Annotated in this window: 13 protein-coding genes and 2 tRNA genes; 11 read left to right on the top strand and 4 right to left on the bottom strand. The window is 68.7% G+C overall.

Annotation, left to right across the window (positions count from 1 at the left end; all coding sequences use genetic code 11):
- The first annotated feature begins 49 nt into the window (after positions 1-49).
- Both J7I98_RS04825 and J7I98_RS04820 read left to right on the top strand, forming a co-directional pair.
- Positions 50-538 carry a ribose-5-phosphate isomerase gene (locus J7I98_RS04825; protein WP_214918627.1) on the top strand — a complete coding sequence of 163 codons (489 nt, stop codon included), beginning with the start codon at positions 50-52 and terminating at the stop codon, positions 536-538.
- Between the two features lie 500 nt (positions 539-1038).
- Positions 1039-1848 (top strand): Fpg/Nei family DNA glycosylase, encoded by an 810-nt coding sequence (locus tag J7I98_RS04820; RefSeq protein WP_214918624.1) that lies wholly within the window; start codon positions 1039-1041, stop codon positions 1846-1848.
- Between the two features lie 25 nt (positions 1849-1873).
- On the opposite strand, the gene J7I98_RS04815 is transcribed toward J7I98_RS04820, so the two are convergent.
- Positions 1874-3106 (bottom strand): GNAT family N-acetyltransferase, encoded by a 1233-nt coding sequence (locus J7I98_RS04815; RefSeq protein WP_214918621.1) that lies wholly within the window; start codon positions 3104-3106, stop codon positions 1874-1876.
- A 106-nt stretch (positions 3107-3212) separates the two neighbouring features.
- Between J7I98_RS04815 and J7I98_RS04810 the strand changes: the two genes are divergently transcribed.
- From J7I98_RS04810 to J7I98_RS04800, 3 genes are all read left to right on the top strand, one after another.
- Positions 3213-4358, top strand: a complete 1146-nt coding sequence (locus J7I98_RS04810; protein WP_214918607.1) for a PP2C family protein-serine/threonine phosphatase — start codon at positions 3213-3215, stop codon at positions 4356-4358.
- Between the two features lie 574 nt (positions 4359-4932).
- Positions 4933-5748, top strand: a complete 816-nt coding sequence (locus tag J7I98_RS04805) for an ABC transporter ATP-binding protein (RefSeq protein ID WP_214918602.1) — start codon at positions 4933-4935, stop codon at positions 5746-5748.
- A 20-nt stretch (positions 5749-5768) separates the two neighbouring features.
- Positions 5769-6212: an HD domain-containing protein gene (locus tag J7I98_RS04800; RefSeq protein ID WP_214918598.1), complete on the top strand. Its 444-nt coding sequence runs from the start codon at positions 5769-5771 to the stop codon at positions 6210-6212.
- Here the strand turns inward: J7I98_RS04800 and J7I98_RS04795 are convergent.
- Positions 6209-7405 (bottom strand): acyltransferase family protein, encoded by a 1197-nt coding sequence (locus J7I98_RS04795; protein ID WP_214918594.1) that lies wholly within the window; start codon positions 7403-7405, stop codon positions 6209-6211. The genes J7I98_RS04800 and J7I98_RS04795 overlap by 4 nt on opposite strands.
- A 551-nt stretch (positions 7406-7956) precedes the next feature.
- Between J7I98_RS04795 and J7I98_RS04790 the strand changes: the two genes are divergently transcribed.
- Positions 7957-8151: a hypothetical protein gene (locus tag J7I98_RS04790; protein WP_214918591.1), complete on the top strand. Its 195-nt coding sequence runs from the start codon at positions 7957-7959 to the stop codon at positions 8149-8151.
- 87 nt (positions 8152-8238) lie between these two features.
- Here J7I98_RS04790 and J7I98_RS04785 read toward each other — a convergent pair.
- A tRNA-Gly gene (locus tag J7I98_RS04785) sits at positions 8239-8312 on the bottom strand.
- A 140-nt stretch (positions 8313-8452) separates the two neighbouring features.
- Here J7I98_RS04785 and J7I98_RS04780 point away from each other — a divergent pair.
- The 5 genes from J7I98_RS04780 to clpX all read left to right on the top strand — a co-directional run bounded on the left by J7I98_RS04780 (position 8453) and on the right by clpX (position 13121).
- Positions 8453-8529: transfer RNA gene (locus J7I98_RS04780), tRNA-Pro, on the top strand.
- Between the two features lie 186 nt (positions 8530-8715).
- Complete coding sequence (gene tig / locus J7I98_RS04775; RefSeq protein WP_214918587.1) at positions 8716-10116, top strand: trigger factor; 1401 nt, start codon at positions 8716-8718, stop codon at positions 10114-10116.
- A gap of 228 nt (positions 10117-10344) precedes the next feature.
- Positions 10345-10962, top strand: coding sequence for an ATP-dependent Clp protease proteolytic subunit (locus J7I98_RS04770; protein ID WP_374225069.1), 618 nt, complete (start codon positions 10345-10347; stop codon positions 10960-10962).
- A gap of 43 nt (positions 10963-11005) precedes the next feature.
- Entirely contained in the window at positions 11006-11680 is a 675-nt protein-coding gene (locus J7I98_RS04765) for an ATP-dependent Clp protease proteolytic subunit (RefSeq protein WP_285437988.1), read from the top strand.
- 148 nt (positions 11681-11828) lie between these two features.
- The gene (clpX, locus tag J7I98_RS04760; protein ID WP_214918556.1) at positions 11829-13121 is read left to right on the top strand and encodes an ATP-dependent Clp protease ATP-binding subunit ClpX; all 1293 of its coding nucleotides are present in this window, start codon (positions 11829-11831) and stop codon (positions 13119-13121) included.
- Between the two features lie 78 nt (positions 13122-13199).
- On the opposite strand, the gene J7I98_RS04755 is transcribed toward clpX, so the two are convergent.
- Positions 13200-14171, bottom strand: a complete 972-nt coding sequence (locus J7I98_RS04755; protein ID WP_214918553.1) for a hypothetical protein — start codon at positions 14169-14171, stop codon at positions 13200-13202.
- Positions 14172-14253: the final 82 nt, after the last annotated feature.

The raw sequence follows: 14253 nt of genomic DNA, 5'->3' as shown, positions 1-14253 counted from the left end.
CCGGACCCCGGCGACGGCGGCCGGGCGTCCCCCGTGCCACACTCGTCCCATGCGCGTGTACCTCGGTTCCGACCATGCCGGATACGAACTCAAGAACCACCTCGTCGAGTGGCTGAAGGCCCACGGCCACGAGCCCGTCGACTGTGGTCCCCACATCTACGACGCCGTGGACGACTACCCGCCGTTCTGCCTGCGCGCCGCGGAGAAGACGGCGGCGGACCCGGACAGCCTCGGCATCGTGATCGGTGGCTCGGGCAACGGCGAGCAGATCGCCGCGAACAAGGTCAAGGGCGTACGGGCGGTGCTGGCCTGGAGCGAGCAGACGGCCGCGCTCGGCCGGGAGCACAACGACGCGAACGTCATCTCCATCGGTGGCCGGATGCACACGGAGGAGGAGGCCACGAAGTTCGTGGAGATCTTCCTCGCCACTCCGTACTCCAACGAAGAGCGCCACCAGCGCCGCATCGACATGCTGGCGGCATACGAGCAGACCGGCAACCTCCCCCCGATCCCCTCTCACCACCCGCAGCAGCCGTAACCCGAGCCGCACCCCGCCCGCCGTCCGTCGGGTGGGGTGCGGTGCGGTGGCTTCGAGGCCGGTGCCGCGCAGGGGCGGCCCCTTTTTGGATGCCGCGCTCGCGCCGTTCGGCCCTTGGGGCCTGCGTCGGACCCCGTCCGCCGGGGCGGGGCGTGGTGCGGTGGCTTTGGGGTCGGTGCCGCGCCGGGGCGTCTCCTCGGGTGCCGAACGGGCGGGGGAGTGGTTTGTACGCCGCCCAAACTGTGTTCGACACCCTGCGGGGAGCGCCCCTGCACGTCCCCTCCCGCAAACCGGTTTGCGAAGCGGCGTGGGGCTCGTCCCGCGCCGCGAAGCCGGCGCACCGCCAGGGGTAACCCCGTACCCGGGGGTCTGGGGGCCTGCCCCCAGTTTCGGGAAGAATGGGGTCTCCCCTGCTCGAACGAAGTTGAGAGCTTGGGGAAGGGGCAGGGGAGAAAATCACCGCGCCGCACCGGACACTCAACCCGCAGGAGACCTGGACCATGCCCGAGGGGCACACTATCCACCGCCTCGCCGAGGACCACCTGGCGCGCTTCGCCGGGTGGCCCGTGCGCGTGAGCAGCCCGCAGGGCAAGTTCTCCGACAGCGCGGCCCTCCTGGACGGCCAGGTCCTCGACGGCGTCGACGCCCACGGCAAGCACCTCTTCCTCGGCTTCGACGATGCCGACTGGATCCACATCCACCTCGGCCTCTTCGGCAAGCTCGGCTTCGGTACGACTCCGGCGCCCCCGCCCACGGACACCGTCCGCCTGCGCCTCCTCAACGACGACCACTACGCCGATCTGCGCGGCCCCACCACCTGCGCCCTGATCACCGAGCCCGAGAAGCGTGCGATACACGACCGCCTGGGACCGGACCCGCTGCGGAACGGCGACGACCCGGACAAGGCGTGGCGGCGGATCTCGAAGAGCCGCACCACGATCGCTGCCCTGCTCATGGACCAGAAGATCATCGCGGGCGTCGGCAATGTCTACCGCGCCGAGGTCCTCTTCCGGCACGGCATCGACCCGTACCGCGCGGGCAAGGACCTCACCCACCGCGAGTGGGACGCGATGTGGGCGGATCTCGCGGACCTCATGCGGGAGGGCGTACGCAACAACCGGATCGATACGGTCCGCCCCGAACACACCCCGGAAGAGATGGGCCGCCCGCCGCGCGTCGACGACCACGGCGGCGAGGTCTACGTCTACCGCAGGGCCAACCTGCCCTGCCACATCTGTGGCGGCGAGATCCGCACCGCCGGTCTCGCCGCCCGCAACCTCTTCTGGTGCCCGGCCTGCCAGCACCGCTGACCGGCCGGGCGCGCAGCGCCGCCGCTCAGAAGCCGTGGGGCAGGAAGGGTGCGACGGCCGCCCCGAACGCAACCGACGCCTCCCCCAACGCCCCCGGCCGCAGCTCCCGCACCCGCCCCGCGCCCGCCAGCGCGGCCAGGCTGACGCCGCCGAGATACGCCGCGCCCAACTCCCGTACGGACAGCGCGAGATCCGCCGCATCGTCCGTACGCTTGCACGACGCGCCGCCCTTGTCGTCGCACCTCAGCCGCCAACGCCCCTCGTTCCAGGGGCAGAACGCGTCCGCGACCTCGAACACCACATCCACAGGCGCCTGATACGTACGCGCCTCCAGCGCCGCCCCGACGTCCACGAGCCGCACATACAGCGAATCCCGCAGCCGTACGTCGCACCGCCGGATGTCCGAGACGAGGTGCTGCCAGGGATCGTCAACGGGCCTATTGCGCGCCCGGATTCGCGATGTGAGGTCGATGTCGAAGAGGAAGCGCCACAGCGCCGCGTACGCCGCCGGGTCGACCGCCTCCAGGTCGCGCAGCACGACGGTGCCCTTCGCCCCCGCCGCGTCCCACTCCGGCTTGACGTGGAACCGGGCGTACCCCACCGTCTCCCCGTCCAGGTCGGCCAGCACGCACCGCAGCGGCGAAGCACCCTCGCGCTCGCTCACCGGGTCGAGCAGCGGCACGCCCTCCCAGTGCGGCCTGCGCGCGAGCATCCCCGGCCGGACCGCGACCTGTTGTGCGTACAGGGCCTCGCACACGTCCCGCGCATCGACCGGCTTCGCGAACCGGAGCCGTACGTCGTCCGTCCCCGGCGGCACCGAGAGCCGTACCCGCGCGGTGTCGATCTCCGCCGACATCTGCTGCGTGGCGGCGCCGTAACCGAATCGTCCGTAGATCGCCGGCTCCGACGCGGTCAGCAGCGCGAGCGGCTCGTCCCCTGCCCGTACGTCGTCAAGCTGGCGCCGCATCATCGCGGTGAGGATCCCGCGCCGCCGGTGCGTCGTCGCGACGCTCACCATGCTTACGCCCGCGGCCGGCACGACGGCGCCGCCCGGCACGGACAGCCGGAACGAGAACGCCGTCGCCGTACCGACGTACTGATCCCCGTCACAGACCGCCAGGCTCCGGTCCGGTTCGGTCACCGCGCGGTCGAGCTCGCGCTCCTCCGGACTCGCCGCTACGCCCCCGAAAGCGAGTTCCACCGCCTCGAACCAGTCGTCCCATTCGCCGGGCCGCAACACGCGCAGTTCGGTGGTCATATGCCATGCCTACCAGGCCCCCGGCAATCGGGCGACTCAATTTCGAACACAATGTCACAGGGGTCCCCCTGCGGAGCAGCGACGAGGATGGATAGGGTCCACCGCAATGGCACGTGGAGTAGGAGCAGATTCGTACACGGCCCGGACGCGCAAATCGGCGCACCGGGCCCGCATCGCGCTGCGCAAATCCGGCGTCGACTACTTCCGGGGCGACGGGTCCGACTGGATCGCACTGGCGGGCCTGCTGCTCACCGTCCCGGCGATCGCCTGCGGCACGATCGCGACGCCCGTGTGGTGCGCGCCGTCCGCCCTCGTCCTCCCGATCGTCGCGGGTGGCCTGCTGCTGCGTCCGGCGAGCCTGCTCGGGCTCTACGCCGCGGCCGCCACCGCGCTGATCGTCGAGTCGATCGTGCTGGGCCCGTACACGCAGGGCCCGGCGAGGGTCACCCCCGGCACGGTCCTGACGGTCGCGGCGTGCGGTTTCTTCGGCCTGGTGATCGCCCAGTTCCGGGCCCGGGTCGGCGTCCCCTGGCGGCGCGGCGGCACGATGCTCTTCGACCTGCGCGAACGCATCCGGGTCCAGAGCGCGCTGCCGCGCCTCCCCAAGAACTGGCACCGCGAGATGGCGCTGCGGCCGGCGGGCGGCCAGTCCTTCTCCGGCGACTTCGTGGTCGCGGCGCGCACGAACGGCGACCGCACGCTGGAAGTGGTCCTGACCGACGTCTCGGGCAAGGGCATGGACGCGGGCTCCCGGGCCCTGCTCCTGTCAGGCGCTTTCGGCGGCCTGCTGGGCTCCCTGCCACCGCACGCCTTCCTCCCGGCGGCGAACGCGTACCTCCTCCGCCAGAACTGGGACGAGGGCTTCGCGACATCCATCCACCTGGTCCTGGACCTGGACTCCGGCGACTACGAACTCTTCTCGGCAGGCCACCTGCCCGCGCTCCAACTCCACGCGGGCAACGGCCGCTGGGAGGAGCAGTCGGGCGAGGGCCCGCTGCTGGGCGTGTACGACGGCGCGCAATTCGACCCGGTAAAAGGCTCATTGCGCCCCGGCGACGTACTGATGCTGTTCACGGACGGCCTGGTGGAGACGTCGGGCCGGGACATCGCGGAAGGCATAGACCGCCTGACGGGCGAGGCGGACAGGTACGTCGCCTCAGGCTTCGGCGGCGCGGCATGGCACCTGATCGAAGCAGTGGCAAAGGACGTGAACGACGACAGGGCGCTGCTGCTGATCTGCCACGAGGCGTAGTAGGGGCGCGGTGTTTGGGGCCGGGGACCCAGATGCCCGGAGGCCGAGGGGCCTGTGCCCGTCGGCCTTTGTGCCCGTCGGCCTGTGCCCGTCGATCAAGTCGGCCCGTCGGTCTGCACCCGAGCGCCCGACGGTCTACAGCCCGGCGGTCTATGGTCTGCGGTCTGCGACCGAACGGCCTGCGGGCTTTGGGGCGGGCCCCGAAAGCTCCGACCGCCCCGACGCCACGAAGCCGCCGCTCCGGACCGCCGAGGCAGGACCAGCCTCTCGAAGTCACCGCCCCGCACCGGGCCCGCGCCTCGCCCTAACCCTTCCCCAAGCCCAGGGGTCTGGGGGCCTGCCCCCAGTATCGGGAAGGGGCGGGTAGGGGAAAAAGCCCTTCGCCACCCACCCCCGGATGCCCCCAGCGCATCGCCCCACCCTGCAGGAGCCTCCGTCAACCAGCCCGCTGACCGGGGGTTTCCCCCACCCCCCTTCCGCCAGCAGCCGCCATGGTCTGCCCCGCCCCTCCCTCCGTAGGTTCGAAGACGTAGAACGACGAACCGGAAAACGCGAGCGGGAAAGGCGGCCACCCATGGGACTGCGCACGAAGAAGAGCGACGGGCACAAGCCGGTGGGCAGCACAGCCGGCACGGGGGACTGGGCCGTCGAACTCCGCGGCGTACGCCGCCAGTACGGTCGAGGCGCCTCCGCAGTGCACGCCCTGCGCGGCATCGACCTCGCCCTGGCGCGCGGCAGTTTCACCGCCGTCATGGGCCCCTCCGGCTCCGGCAAGTCGACGTTCCTGCAGTGCGCGGCGGGCCTGGACCAGCCGTCCTCCGGTTCGGTACGCCTCGGCGGCACCGAGATCACCGGCATGAGCGAGAACAAGCTCACCGCACTGCGCCGCTCCCGCCTCGGGTTCGTCTTCCAGGCGTTCAACCTGCTGCCCTCCCTGACCGTCGAGCAGAACGTCCTGCTGCCGATGCGCCTCGCCGGCGCCCGCCCTGACCGCCGCCACGCCGCAGACGTCCTCGCCCAGGTCGGCCTCGGCGACAAGGGCAAGCGCCGTCCCGGCCAGCTCTCCGGCGGCCAGCAGCAGCGCGTGGCGATCGCCCGGGCCCTCGTCACCCGGCCCGACGTCGTCTTCGCGGACGAGCCGACCGGCGCCCTCGACACCACCACCGCCGCCGAGATCCTCGGCCTCCTGCGCAACGCCGTGGACGGCCTCGGCGCGACGGTCGTCATGGTCACGCACGACCCGGCCGCCGCGGCGTACGCCGACCGCGTCCTCTTCCTCGCCGACGGCGAGATCGCCGGCACCCTGCCGCGCGCCTCCGCGGCCCAGATCGCCGCCCGGATGACCACACTCACCGCCCCTTCCTTCGCCGAGGCCGCCACCGCCGCATGACGGGGTGCTTGACTGCACCCATGACGCATCTGAGCCTGGCCGAGGTCGAAGCCATCGCCCGCGAGGCCCACGCCGCGCAGACCGACAAGGCGGGGCGCCCGTACGCCGAGCACCTTCAGGCGGTCGCCGAGGGGGTACGGGCCCGGGGCGGCACCGACGAGCAGATCGCGGCGGGCTGGCTGCACGACTCCGTGGAGGACGACGCGCTGTCCCGCGCCTGGCTGGATCGGGCCGAACTTCCGCAGTCCGTGAAAGACATGGTGCTGGCCGTCACCAAGCGCCCGGGGGAGGACCTGCGTACGTACACCGCCCGCATTCTCGCGACCCCCGGCGCACTGCTGGTCAAGGAGGCGGACCTCGCACACAACGCGGACCCCGGCCGTCTCGCCGTACTCGACGAGGCGACCAGGGCCCGGCTCACGCTCAAATATGCAGAGGTACGCCGCCTCCTGGGGCTGGCCTAGGAGCTCTTCCCGGCCGGCTGGGGACGGTGCTCGCGCTGCCTGGCGACCTCGACCGCGTCGCGGCGGAAGGCCCAGTTCATCTCCGGCTCCATCGCGAAGCGGAACAGCCGCCGCACCGGCGGGGTGCAGAGCAGCGTGACCGCGACGGCCATCACGACCGTCACGAAGATCTCGCCGAGCGGGGTCGAGAGCGACGGGTAGGTCTCGAAGAGTTCCGCGTAACCGGCGCCCTTCACCAGGAAGCCGTGCAGCAGATAGCCGCCGAGGGTGCCGGCGCCGAGCACCGTGAACCACATCTTGCGGCGCGGGACCCAGGACAGGAAGCAGGCGGTCAGCACCAGCGAGCAGCCGAAGAGGGCGAAGGTCATGACGACCCCGGCCCACCACGGTGCGCCGATCTGCTGCGAGGCGCTGCTGTGGTAGAACCACCCGAGCCCGACCCGCGGGGCCGCCCAGTAGGCGAAGACCAGCGTGCACAGGACGACGGGGATCGCCAGCAGCCTGACCTCGCGGCGCCGCACCATCTGGAAGTGCTCCGGCTTGAGCAGCAGACCCAGCACGAAGAACGGCAGGAACTGCAGTACGCGCTGGAGGTTGAGGTCGTCTCCGATATTGGGGGTCACGGAGGCGAGCACAGCGATACCGAGCGCGACCGGCAGCGGGTACCTGATCACGCGCCACAGCGGGGTGGTGATCCGCCAGCAGAACAGGGCGATCAGGAACCAGGTCAGGTACCAGGGGTCGAGCAGACTGATCGACTGGTCCGGGTCGTCGGCCCACCGCTTGAAGAAGGTGTAGGCGGTCTCGAAGATTACGTACGGTACGGCGACGCCCGTCACCAGCCGCTGGATCTTCTTGGGGCTCATGTCGAAGCCACGCGAGAAGTAGCCGGAGATGATGATGAACGCAGGCATGTGGAAGCTGTAGACCACGATGTACAGCGCCCGGGTGGCACGGCTGCCGTCCATCACCGGTTCCCACATGTGTGCCATCGCCACGAAAACGATCGCCAGGTACTTGGCGTTGTCGAAGAAGGCGTCGCGCTGCTTCGCTGCCGGAGCGGAGGATGCGGGAGCAGCTTCGGCCCCGGACCGCGGGGTGGTCGCGCCGGTCCGTGCAGGGGGGGCTTCGGGCTCCAACTCCCGGGCCGGGGGGAGCGGGGCCCTCTGATATCCGTGCGGAGCGTGAAACATCTGAGGCACCCTAGCGTCGCCCGATGGATTTCGTAAAACGTCGTTCTCGACGATCTCCTATTCGCTCGGGTACCCCGCTCACGGGAAGTCGACATAGTGATGCGCTCTTATGACGTGACTCACATGTTCGCCCTCGTATGGCCCAATTCATCCCACTTAAATGGTGCATACCGCCATCGGGCGACTCTGGTGATATGTCCTGTTCATTGGGCCTATATCGACCCCATCGGATGTGCACTGCCCGGCTATTCGAATTTCCTGCGAACAATATGTGTGGGAGCGGAAACGATCACGACGTATTAACTCCCGCGCGTGGCGGATCAATTCAGTGGCGCTCAGGAGGCGCTCCGGTGGCGATTTGGCCGCGCGCATGTGCGGCGCCCGCGCCGGGTTGTGCGCGCTGGGGGCCACCGCGGCGCGAACCGGCCACGGACGTTCCGTCACCCGGCAGCCACCACTGGTGAGTTGGTGGCACGATGGTGCCTGCGGGAGTGCGCCGGGTCGTTCGCTCCCGGGCCGGCAAGGCGGACCGACCAAGGGTGTGATCAGTTGTGGCCATTTCACTGTCTGTGGTGCTTCTGTTGGCGATCGTCCTCGTGGTGTTGATCCGAGGGGGCTCGATCAAGGCGGGACCAGCGGTGGTGGCCGTGCTCTTCGGCTTCTTCCTCGCGTCCACCGGGATGGCGCCGTCGATCAATCGCTTCCTGGACTCGATAGCGGACACCATCAACCAGATCAGCTTCTAGCGCTTGAGCGGCTTCCACAGCTTCTGGAGCGCAAAAAAACCTCCGGCCCGGCCTGGTGACGTAATCACCGAGCCGGGCCGGAGGCCGTGGAGCGGGCGACGGGAATCGAACCCGCGTAGCTAGTTTGGAAGACTAGGGCTCTACCATTGAGCTACGCCCGCACATGTCGCACCGCAGGTCAGGTGACCGCGGCACGAGAAGCATCGTAGCGGGTCCGGGGCCGCCGGTGCACACCCGCTAACGCCCTCGGTAAACCTGCGGCCGCACTCTCTGCGGGCATGTACCCTACGTGTCGCACCGACGGGGTGTGGCGCAGCTTGGTAGCGCGTCCGCTTTGGGAGCGGAAGGTCGTCGGTTCGAATCCGGCCACCCCGACCATTACCAGCACGATCTTGCCTGATCCCACCCGATCCCGATTCATGATCGCGTTGTGGGAGTCTTCCTCCTTGCCGTTACTATGCAATCTGCGTGCCCGTGTGTCTGATGTGCCGGGCCCGATCGGCGAAGCCGCCTCCCGCGCGGCCCAGCAGAACCCCAGATGTCAGCCACCAAGGAGACCGAACCGTGAAGAGCGCCGTGGAGACCCTGAACCCGACCCGGGTTCGGCTCAGCATTGAGGTGCCCTTCGAGGAGCTCAAGGACAGCCTCGACGCGGCGTACAAGAAGATCAACCAGCAGGTCACGGTGAAGGGCTTCCGTAAGGGCAAGATCCCGAACCGAGTCATCGACCAGCGGTTCGGCCGTGGTGCTGTGCTGGAGGAGGCCGTCAACGACGCCCTTCCGAAGTTCTACACCGAGGCTGTCAACGAGGGTGAGCTGAACGTTCTCGGCCAGCCCGACGTCGACATCACCGAGCTGAAGGACGGCGAGCTGCTGTCGTTCACCGCCGAGGTGGACATCCGCCCGACGATCGAGATCCCGGACTACTCCGGCATCGAGGTCGAGGTCGACGCGGTCGAGGTCACCGACGAGGACGTCGACAAGGCCGTGGAGGAGCTGCGCGCGCGCTTCGCCTCCACGAACCCGGTCGAGCGTGCCGCCGCCGAGGGCGACGTCGTGACGATCGACCTCGAGGCCAAGGTCGAGGGCGAGGTCCTCGAGGACGGCGTCGCCGAGGGTGTTTCGTACACCATCGGTTCCGGCGAGCTTCTCGACGGCATCGACGAGGCCGTGGCCGGCCTGGAGGCCGGTGGCGAGGCCACCTTCACCTCCTCGCTCAAGGGCGGCAGCGCCGAGGGCAAGGAAGCCGAGGTCACCGTCAAGGTCACCGCGGTCGCCGCCCGTGAGCTGCCCGAGCTGGACGACGACTTCGCGCAGATGGCGAGCGAGTTCGACACGCTGGACGAGCTCAAGGCCGACAGCCGCAAGCGCCTCGAGAACATGAAGCAGTACGACCAGGCCACGCAGGCTCAGGAGCGTGTCCTCGACAAGCTGCTCGAGCTGGTCGAGGTCCCGATCCCCGAGAAGCTTCTCGCGGACGAGGTCAAGACCCGCAAGCACAACCTGGAGCACCACCAGCTCGGCCAGATGGGCCTGGACATCGAGAAGTACCTCGAGATCCAGGGCAAGACGGCCGAGGAGTTCGACGCCGAGCTCAGCGAGCAGGCCGTCAAGGGCATCAAGACGCAGTTCATCCTCGATGAGCTCGTCAACAAGGAGAAGCTGAACGTCAACCAGGAGGAGCTCACCGAGCACCTCATGCGGCGTGCGCAGTCCTCCGGCATGAGCCCCGACCAGTTCGCCCAGGCCGTCGTCGAGGGTGGCCAGGTGCCGATGCTCGTCGGCGAGGTCGCCCGCGGCAAGGCGCTCGCGGTGGTCGTCGAGGCCGCCAAGGTCGTCGACACCAACGGTGAGGCAGTCGAGCTCGAGGACGAGGACGAGGTCGAGACCGCCGTCGAGACGGTCGAGGCCGTCGCCGAGGGCGAGGACAAGTCCTCCGAGGGCGAGGACAAGACTGAGGCCTGAGCTTCAGCCTGATCTCCTGCAACGGGCCCGGACGCGTCATGCGTCCGGGCCCGCTGTCGTACGTGGGTACGGGCCCGTACCTTGCGCTCCCAGCGAACAGTTCGGGAACCGGGATGGCGTTGTCCCACCTGCGCGTTAGGGTCCATGAAGAGGAGAGTGGGGAGTCCCCGCCCTTCGGTACAAAGACGCTGAGACGGCCGGAGCCGTCAGAGACGAGCAGGTGTAAACGTGACGAATCTGATGCCCTACGCCGCGGGTGAGCCGTCCATCGGTGGAGGCCTCGGCGACCAGGTCTACAACCGGCTGCTCGGCGAGCGGATCATCTTCCTCGGCCAGCAGGTCGACGATGACATCGCCAACAAGATCACCGCGCAGCTGCTGCTCCTTGCCGCGGATCCGGACAAGGACATCTTCCTGTACATCAACAGCCCCGGCGGCTCGGTGACGGCGGGCATGGCGGTCTACGACACCATGCAGTACATCCCGAACGACGTCGTCACCATCGGCATGGGCATGGCGGCCTCGATGGGCCAGTTCCTGCTGACCGGTGGCACCGCGGGCAAGCGCTTCGCGCTCCCCAACACCGACATCCTGATGCACCAGGGCTCGGCCGGCCTGGGCGGTACCGCCTCCGACATCAAGATCCAGGCCGAGCAGCTGCTCCGTACGAAGAAGCGCATGGCCGAGATCACCGCCAGGCACTCCGGCCAGACCGTCGAGACGATCATCCGTGACGGTGACCGCGACCGCTGGTACACCGCGGAGGAGGCCGTCGAGTACGGCCTCATCGACTCGATCATGGCCACTGCCTCGGGCGTTCCGGGCGGCGGCGGCACCGGGGCCTGATCCCCCCCAGCCGAGCCTCCCCAGCCCACCGAACGCCACCAGGATGGTGAACACCCACATGAACAACTTCTCCGCGAACGGCCTCTACACCGGCCCGCAGGTGGACAACCGCTACATCGTCCCGCGCTTCGTCGAGCGCACTTCGCAGGGCGTGCGCGAGTACGACCCGTACGCGAAGCTCTTCGAGGAGCGCGTGATCTTCCTCGGCGTGCAGATCGACGACGCCTCCGCCAACGACGTCATGGCGCAGCTGCTGTGCCTGGAGTCGATGGACCCGGACCGCGACATCTCGATCTACATCAACAGCCCCGGCGGCTCGTTCACGGCCCTCACGGCCATCTACGACACGATGCAGTTCGTGAAGCCGGACATCCAGACGGTCTGCATGGGCCAGGCGGCCTCCGCCGCGGCCGTGCTGCTCGCCGCCGGTACGCCGGGCAAGCGGATGGCGCTGCCGAACGCGCGTGTCCTGATCCACCAGCCGTCTTCGCAGACCGGCCGTGAGCAGCTCTCCGACCTGGAGATCGCGGCCCGGGAGATCCTCCGGATGCGCTCGCAGCTGGAGGAGATGCTGGCGAAGCACTCCACCACCCCGATCGAGAAGATCCGCGACGACATCGAGCGCGACAAGATCCTCACCGCCGAAGACGCTCTCGGTTACGGCCTGATCGACCAGATCGTGTCCACGCGCAAGAACGTGCCGGCCATGGCCGTTTGACGCGTGGCAGCCAGCCCCTTGGCACAGAGCACGTCAATGTGAACCGTGCCAAGGGGGGCCCGAACGGGGGGCCAGGCAAGGTACCGTCGGATATGAGGCACCAGGAGACGCTGAACGTGGCGTCTCCCAGGCGAAGGGGAAGCACCTCGTGGCACGCATCGGTGATGGCGGCGACCTGCTCAAGTGCTCGTTCTGCGGGAAGAGCCAGAAGCAGGTGAAGAAGCTCATCGCAGGTCCCGGTGTGTACATCTGCGACGAGTGCATCGACCTCTGCAACGAGATCATCGAGGAGGAGCTCGCAGAGACCTCCGAGGTGCGGTGGGAGGAACTCCCCAAGCCGCGGGAGATCTACGAATTCCTCGAAGGGTACGTAGTCGGCCAGGAGCCGGCCAAGAAGGCCCTCTCGGTAGCGGTGTACAACCACTACAAGCGCGTCCAGGCCGGCGAGAACGGCGGCGGCGCGGGCCGCGACGACGCGATCGAACTGGCCAAGTCCAACATCCTCCTGCTGGGCCCCACGGGCTCCGGCAAGACGCTGCTGGCCCAGACACTCGCCCGGATGCTCAACGTCCCGTTCGCCATCGCCGACGCGACGGCGCTGACGGAGGCGGGTTATGTCGGCGAGGACGTGGAGAACATCCTCCTGAAACTGATCCAGGCCGCCGACTACGACGTCAAGAAGGCCGAGACCGGGATCATCTACATCGACGAGATCGACAAGGTCGCCCGCAAGAGCGAGAACCCGTCGATCACGCGCGACGTGTCGGGCGAGGGCGTACAGCAAGCGCTCCTGAAGATCCTCGAGGGCACGACGGCGTCGGTCCCGCCGCAGGGCGGCCGCAAGCACCCGCACCAGGAGTTCATCCAGATCGACACGACGAACGTGCTGTTCATCGTGGGCGGCGCGTTCTCCGGTCTGGAGAAGATCATCGAGTCGCGTGCGGGCGCGAAGGGCATCGGCTTCGGCGCGACGATCCGCTCCAAGCGGGAGATCGCGGCGAGCGACCAGTTCCAGGAGGTCATGCCGGAGGACCTGGTGAAGTTCGGGATGATCCCCGAGTTCATCGGCCGCCTCCCGGTGCTGACCTCGGTCCACAACCTGGACCGCGAAGCGCTCCTCCAGATCCTGATCGAGCCGCGCAACGCGCTGGTGAAGCAGTACGAGCGCCTCTTCGAACTCGACGGCGTGGAGCTGGAATTCGAGCGCGAGGCGCTGGAAGCGATCGCGGACCAGGCGATCCTCCGCCAGACGGGCGCGCGGGGCTTGCGCGCGATCATGGAGGAGGTCCTGATGTCGGTGATGTACGAGGTCCCGTCCCGCAAGGACGTGGCGCGTGTCGTCATCACGGCGGACGTGGTCCACAACAACGTGAACCCGACGCTGGTCCCGCGAGAGCCGCGCATCATCAAGAACGACGGCCGCCACGAGAAGAGCGCGTAGCGGTTGCGACGTACGAACGCCGAAGGGGCGCCCGGCCAGTCCAACTGGCGGGGCGCCCCTTTGCGTTGGGGGCAGCCACTACTGCTTGATGCGGATTTCCGCCCGGAGCTTGGCGGCGAGATCGGCCGTTTCGTCCATGGTCGGGGGCTTCGCCCTGTCATCGGCCATGACCAGCGCGAACGTGCTGTAGTCGGCCCACAGGCACATCACGCTCGTCCGGTTCTGCCCGGTGGCGGCGTCCTTGCCCTCGAAGTTCTGGCACTTCATGATGCCGCTGTCGAAGCCGTCCGGGGAGACTTCCTCGGGGTCACCGATCAGCTTGGTGGCGTTCGGCTTCCCTGCGTTCTTCTGGGACTCTTCCTTCATCTTGGCGAATTGGAGGTCCAAGGTGTTCTCGGGGTCGCTGATCTCGCCCCAGGTCCCGAAGACATTCAGGGACTTGGCCGTCTTCATGTCCTCGAGCGCTGTGGGGTCAGTGGGGTCGAACTTGCTCAAGTCCGCGGTCGAGTAACTGGCCCCGGTGGGGTGCCCGTTCTTGATCCCCAGGGCGGCGAGTTCCTTCTCGTCCTTCGGGGTCGTCTCGGACTCGCCGGACCCCTTGCCCAGGCGCTTGTACTCGCCGCCGAGCACCGTCGCCGGAGTCGTCAGCTTGTGCGGGCCGTCGTCCGCGAGGTCGGAACCGCCGGCACCTGCGGTGAAGTACCAGACACCACCACCCACAACCGCCAGCGCCACAATCACCGCGCCCACGATCAGGCCCGTCTTCTTCTTCGGGGCGCCCGGCGGGGGCGGGACCATGCCGCCCGGGTACTGGGGCTGCTGGCCGTAGGGGCCCGGCTGTTGGGGGTGGCCGTAGGGCGGCTGCTGGGCCTGCTGGGGGTAGCCATAGCCCTGGGGCGGCGGGGCCTGCTGCGGGTAGCCGTAGCCGGGCTGGCCCTGCGGGGGCTGCTGTCCGTACGGGTTCGGCTGGCCCTGCGGCGGCTGCTGGCCGTAGGGGCCGGGCTGCTGAGGCTGCTGCCCGCCGTACGGGCCCGGCTGGTTGTAACTCATTACTGGGTTCCCCTCCAGATGCTTATGCGTTCCGAACATCCTGACGGAACCGTCATCATCATGGGACGGCGGGGGGCTCACC

Source organism: Streptomyces sp. ISL-98 (genome assembly GCF_018614055.1).
Lineage (GTDB): Bacteria > Actinomycetota > Actinomycetes > Streptomycetales > Streptomycetaceae > Streptomyces > Streptomyces spiramyceticus.
This window is presented reverse-complemented; position numbering and strand designations above follow the sequence as displayed.

Bases quoted from the DNA above. Each gene is read 5' to 3' on its own strand.
- J7I98_RS04825 (WP_214918627.1), top strand. From the start codon at position 50: ATGCGCGTGTACCTCGGTTCCGACCATGCCGGATACGAACTCAAGAAC.
- J7I98_RS04820 (WP_214918624.1), top strand. From the start codon at position 1,039: ATGCCCGAGGGGCACACTATCCACCGCCTCGCCGAGGACCACCTGGCG.
- J7I98_RS04815 (WP_214918621.1), bottom strand. From the start codon at position 3,106: ATGACCACCGAACTGCGCGTGTTGCGGCCCGGCGAATGGGACGACTGG.
- J7I98_RS04810 (WP_214918607.1), top strand. From the start codon at position 3,213: ATGGCACGTGGAGTAGGAGCAGATTCGTACACGGCCCGGACGCGCAAA.
- J7I98_RS04805 (WP_214918602.1), top strand. From the start codon at position 4,933: ATGGGACTGCGCACGAAGAAGAGCGACGGGCACAAGCCGGTGGGCAGC.
- J7I98_RS04800 (WP_214918598.1), top strand. From the start codon at position 5,769: ATGACGCATCTGAGCCTGGCCGAGGTCGAAGCCATCGCCCGCGAGGCC.
- J7I98_RS04795 (WP_214918594.1), bottom strand. From the start codon at position 7,405: ATGTTTCACGCTCCGCACGGATATCAGAGGGCCCCGCTCCCCCCGGCC.
- J7I98_RS04765 (WP_285437988.1), top strand. From the start codon at position 11,006: ATGGTGAACACCCACATGAACAACTTCTCCGCGAACGGCCTCTACACC.
- J7I98_RS04755 (WP_214918553.1), bottom strand. From the start codon at position 14,171: ATGAGTTACAACCAGCCGGGCCCGTACGGCGGGCAGCAGCCTCAGCAG.